Source organism: Elstera litoralis (genome assembly GCF_000963705.1).
In the GTDB taxonomy this organism is placed as follows: Bacteria; Pseudomonadota; Alphaproteobacteria; order Elsterales; family Elsteraceae; genus Elstera; species Elstera litoralis.
This window is the reverse complement of sequence record NZ_LAJY01000478.1, coordinates 1-4,890: the sequence shown is the minus strand read 5'-3', so window position 1 is coordinate 4,890 and position 4,890 is coordinate 1. Positions and strand designations below refer to the sequence as shown.

The window sequence follows — 4,890 nt, the reverse complement described above, 5'->3', positions numbered from 1 at the left end:
AACGGTGGTCGTCATGAAATTTCCCTCCCCCTGGGTAGCGTTCTGAATTTCAGAATTATTCTAGAGTCACCCCGCAGGAGACCATAGACGGGTCGGTAAAATTATTGCACTTTTCGGAAGGGTCTTCGGTTCGACAGAGGGGCACATGGGCCGCGACGCAATCCCGCATTTCTCCCTTTATGGCGAATTGCCTGAAGAGCCGGAGATTGGCTTCGTTCACGTCGAATCGGTGGCGGCACGTGCTGCATTGCACAATTGGACCGTTCGCCCGCATCGCCACGATCGGCTGAGCCATATTCTGCTGATTACCGGCGGCGGCGGAAGCCTCACACTCGACGGCGCGCGCATCGGCTTCGGCCCAGCGGCGGCGATTATCGTGCCCACCGGGCTCGTCCACGGGTTTACCTTCGATGAAAACACCGACGGCTTCGTGCTAACCCTGGCGGATAGTTTCATCACCGAGATGCCGATCGACCTGCGCCGCCTGCTCGATGCCCCGCGCGTGCTGCCCCTGGAGCGCTTGGAGAGCTTGGAGAGCTTGAGCGCCGCCTTCGTCGCCCTCGATCAGGAAGTGCGCTGGGGCGGCGTTGCGATGCGGGCGGCGGTTTCGGCCTGGGTGAGCTTGATTCTGGTCGGCCTTTTGCGCGCGTCGCACGCCGCCGAACCCGCCCCGACGATTGCCTCCAACGATCACCTCACGCTGTATCGTTTCCGCCGCCTGCTGGAGGATCATCTGAGCGAAGACTGGACCGTGGCGCATTATGCCGCCGCTTTAGGGCTGACGACGAGCCGCCTTACGCTCATTTGTCGCCGCACCGCTAATTGTGCGCCGCAACAGATGATCCATACGCGCCGCCTGCTCGAAGCCAAGCGCCTGCTGCTCTACACGAATATGACCGCCTCCGAAGTGGGCTATCGTTTGGGCTTCAGCGACCCCGCCTATTTTTCAAGATTCTTCACCCAACGCGCCGGAACCTCGCCGCGCGCCTATCGGCTGGGGCAGCGGGGGGCCTAGCGCCGGGGATTGGGGAAACGGCGACGGTATAGAATCGGATGTTGGTGGCGCAGGCGCAACACGAGGGGCTTACGCTTGTAAGCGAAGACACCAAGATCCGGTTCTATACCGTCGCCGTTCCGGGTCGCACGCCCTCTGGGTGGGGTAGCAACGATCAGCCCGGTGGTCTGAGCCCCCTTTTTTTGGCCACGTCCTTCAAGTTTTTGCATAAAATGGCTCTCCCGCCTTTTTATACCGCTGGAAGAGGTTTCTTCCGGCAGTGGTGTGACTTTTACGTGTCCATCGGAAAATTAACAAAACCGTCTCTTGAAGAGAAAATATCAACTTGATATAAAGCTAAACAGAATACGTCAGATTAGAATCCATGCATTATCATGAAAAAATACCTACATGCCGTTTTGCCATGATTCTCAAAACGGATATACAAGAAATTTCGCCGCACATTAAGATGCGATGAAATATTTTACTTTCTTTTGGGGGAAATATGACTTCACCATCGAGCCCTTATAGCCCATACATCAATGTCATGGATTACGGTGCGTTGCCAGACGGTAGCGACAGTACCTCCGCCTTTGCCCAAGCCTTGACCGCCGCCAACGGCAGACCGGTCTTCGTTCCGGCGGGAACCTTCCGGCTGAACGGCCCGCTGACGGTGACGGCGCCGGTCGACAATCACGGCTTCGGCCCGCAATTGTTCGGCGAAGGCAAAGACATCAGTATTATGGACTATCGGGGGACGGGAACGCTGCTGACCTGCCAGCAGACCGTTGGGTATCGTTTCCTGAAAAACGGCCTTATCAGCAATATGACGTTGACGGGAAAATCCGATATTCCCGATCAATCGGCCCTCAGCTTGACCGGTGCTTTCGATTGGTATTTGAACAGTATCGTCATTAAGAATTTCGGCGGCGACGCGGTGAAATCGCCGCTGGTCTCGACCATTTACACGGAGATGACGGACGTCAGCAAGACGGCCGGAAGCAACGAGCTGACGCGCGCCGCGGGCGGTTTTCTCACCCGCTTGAGTGTCGGGATGGGCATTTCAGGCCCCGGCGTCCCGGTGGGGTCCATCGTGACCCAGCTCGTCAGTGACTTTATCGTCAAAATTTCCTTCCCCACCACGCTGACGGAAGTCAGTTCCATCTACGTTATCGGCAACAGCGATGCGATCCAGAGCATCCTGCATGTTCAGGACACCGAGATCATTCAGAACGGCGGCTATGGCATCGCCGGTTATTCTGGGCTGGGGCTCATCCTATACTGGAAGAATACCAAGGTTCAGGCCAATGGTGCCGGGGTCCTGATCGGTTCGGGGGCCGACATTGACGGCGGGGTTATCGCTGGCAACGGTACCGCCGCGTCGGGCGACCAGGCGGCCGGGCTTCGCGTAGCTCGCATCAACAGCGGCCCGCAGAATCTATCCGTCAGAAAGATTGAGTTCGATAGCAATTACGGTGCCCAGATCCGGCTGGAATATCTGACCAACGGCCTTATCGAGCAATGCCGCTTTATCAGCCATCTCGATGGGCAGACCAATACGACGATGATTCCGAACAAAGGGGTTGTTTTCGGCGGCACCTTAGGGGCTGCCGCCGTAGCGACCGTCATTCTGGAGCAATGCTCCTTCAGGGCGGATGCCCAGGGCGGTATCGCCTATGATGGTATCTATCTGGGCGATACCGGGACTTACAATAATATCACCGTCGACAATCCTACGTGGATAACCCTGACCGCCCCCAATCAGAAGAAATTCAATAAGTACCCGCATGCCGACGCCAACACCCGCATGTATGAATTGGGTAAGCTTACGGTCGGCAATCCGGTTTCCAATGGGTATGTCTTCGCACGGGGCACGGCGGTGGTCGACCTGCCGGCCGCAACGGAAACGACCATCCCCTTCCCGCAAGTTCTGCGGGGTGATGCGACTATTCTAACCACGGGTATTCCCAATACAGGCCTGTGGCAGTTCGACGTCACGATCTCCCTCAGCGATCTGGGCACGACGGAAACGGGGACCTTCTCCGTCATTGCGAACGGGGCCGTTAAAACCCTGTCCTGGGCCGCCAATGGGCAATCGTCCCTCACCATCAACGGATCGTTTCCGATGATCTTGAGCCAGAGCACCACGCCGCCCGTCGTCAAGCTTCGCCGGAACGGCGGAACGGGGGTTGCGCGCGTCAATTTCGCGGCAAGTTCGACGACGCTCTACGTTTCCTTCATCGGTTAGAACGGCGCGTTTTATGACGAAGTCCCCGGACGCTGCGGCGCTACCAAAGCGTCCGGGATTCAATTGACAGACTTGGTCGGCACGCCTAGTGTCCTCGCCCTCTTTAGCGAAACGACATAGACATGCCCCGCCCCCCCCGCCCCTCCGCCACGCACACCCTGTCCGCCCCTGCGGGCAAAGCCACTTCGCCGCGTCAGTTGCGCGTGGGGGAAGAGGTGCGGCACGTGCTCACTCAGATTTTTGCGCGCGACAGCTTACGCGATCCCGATTTAGCGGGCGTGCCTGTGATGGTGACGGAAGTGCGCATGAGCCACGATCTCAGCCACGCCACCGCCTTCGTCGCCAAGCTTGGCGGGGAAGATACGCCGGAGGCGCAAAAAGGCGCTGGTGAAGGCCTGCCGTCGGGCATCCCCCTTCCTGCGCGGACAAATGGCGAAGGAATTGCGCCTGCAATTCGTGCCGGAACTGGGGTTCCAGGCCGATACCTCCTTTGGCGAGGCCGCACGCATCGGCGAGCTGTTCAACCGTCCGGAAGTGCTGCGTGACCTCCTGCCGAAAGAGGATGAAGCCGACGCGGTGGATGATGATGCCGACGACGACCTGGGTGAAGGCGACGAAGCCGACCCCGCAAAATGAGCCGGAAACGGCGCGGCGTTCCCGTGCATGGCTGGTTGATTGTCGATAAGCCCCTGGGCGTCAGTTCGGCGGCGGTGGTCGGTAAGGCGAAACGCCTACTGAATGCCGAAAAGGTCGGCCACGGCGGCACGCTCGATCCCTTAGCCTCGGGGGTGCTACCCCTGGCCTTTGGCGAGGCGACGAAAACCGTCTCCTTGGTCATGGATGGGCGCAAAACCTACCGGTTTACGGTGCGCTGGGGCATTGCCCGCTCAACGGACGATGCCGAGGGCGAGATTACCGCGACCTCCGACCATCGGCCCGACCGCGCGGCGATTGACGCGGCGCTGCCGGGGTTCTTGGGGACCATCCTTCAGCAACCGCCCGCCTATTCGGCTCTCAAGGTCGACGGCCAGCGCGCCTATGATCTCGCCCGCGCCGGGGAGGTGGTGGAACTCGCCGCCCGCCCGGTTGATATTTTCAGCCTAGCGCTGGTCGATTTGCCCGACGCCGACCATGCAACGCTGGAAATGGACTGCGGCAAAGGCACCTATGTGCGCTCGCTGGCGCGCGATTTGGCGCTGACCTTGGGCACGGTCGGCCACGTGTCGATGCTGCGGCGCATCGCGGTGGGGCCGTTTCACGAAAAAGACTCGATTTTGCTGGATTCGGCCGATGACTCCGGTCATAGTCCGCCGCTGTCGGATCGCCTGCTGTCGATTATGACCGTGCTGGACGACATCCCGGCTCTGGCCTTATCAGCAGCAATGGCGCAGCGCCTCCGCCAAGGACAAACTCTTTCGCTCACACCGGGCGACTGGGGTGTTTTGGCGGATTGCCCTCCAGACGCTGTTATTGTGGCCACGTCGGAAAAACTCCCTGTTGCCCTTTGCCAGCGCGAAGGGGCGGTTCTGCGTCCGAGCCGCGTTTTTAACCTTCAACGGGAGACACCCGATGTCGATTACCGCTGAGCGCAAGACCGCTCTCATTCAAGAATACGCCACCAAGGAAGGCGATACTGGTTCGCCCGAAG

At 59.4% G+C, this 4,890-nt stretch carries 4 protein-coding genes and 2 pseudogenes; all 6 read left to right on the top strand.

Features of this window, described 5'->3' with window-relative positions; translation table 11 throughout:
• Nucleotides 1-145 precede the first annotated feature (145 nt).
• Complete coding sequence (locus VZ95_RS16055) at nucleotides 146-1,015, top strand: helix-turn-helix domain-containing protein (RefSeq protein WP_045776756.1); 870 nt, start codon at nucleotides 146-148, stop codon at nucleotides 1,013-1,015.
• A 484-nt stretch (nucleotides 1,016-1,499) separates the two neighbouring features.
• Nucleotides 1,500-3,242: a glycosyl hydrolase family 28-related protein gene (locus VZ95_RS16045; RefSeq protein WP_084627854.1), complete on the top strand. Its 1,743-nt coding sequence runs from the start codon at nucleotides 1,500-1,502 to the stop codon at nucleotides 3,240-3,242.
• Between the two features lie 122 nt (nucleotides 3,243-3,364).
• Nucleotides 3,365-3,610: pseudogene (locus tag VZ95_RS29390) on the top strand (ribosome-binding factor A); the annotation flags it as partial.
• 19 nt (nucleotides 3,611-3,629) lie between these two features.
• A complete protein-coding gene (locus tag VZ95_RS29385; protein ID WP_456297707.1) occupies nucleotides 3,630-3,878 on the top strand; it encodes a hypothetical protein in 249 nt (82 codons plus the stop codon).
• Nucleotides 3,875-4,828 (top strand): tRNA pseudouridine(55) synthase TruB, encoded by a 954-nt coding sequence (gene truB / locus VZ95_RS16035; RefSeq protein ID WP_045776753.1) that lies wholly within the window; start codon nucleotides 3,875-3,877, stop codon nucleotides 4,826-4,828. The genes VZ95_RS29385 and truB overlap by 4 nt, the downstream gene beginning before the upstream one ends.
• A pseudogene (locus tag VZ95_RS16030) lies at nucleotides 4,812-4,890 on the top strand (30S ribosomal protein S15); the annotation flags it as partial. The gene truB and the pseudogene VZ95_RS16030, both read left to right, overlap by 17 nt.

Excerpts from the sequence above, each read along its gene's own strand:
- VZ95_RS16055 (WP_045776756.1), top strand. The coding sequence starts at position 146 with ATGGGCCGCGACGCAATCCCGCATTTCTCCCTTTATGGCGAATTGCCT.
- truB (WP_045776753.1), top strand. The coding sequence starts at position 3,875 with ATGAGCCGGAAACGGCGCGGCGTTCCCGTGCATGGCTGGTTGATTGTC.
- VZ95_RS16045 (WP_084627854.1), top strand. The coding sequence starts at position 1,500 with ATGACTTCACCATCGAGCCCTTATAGCCCATACATCAATGTCATGGAT.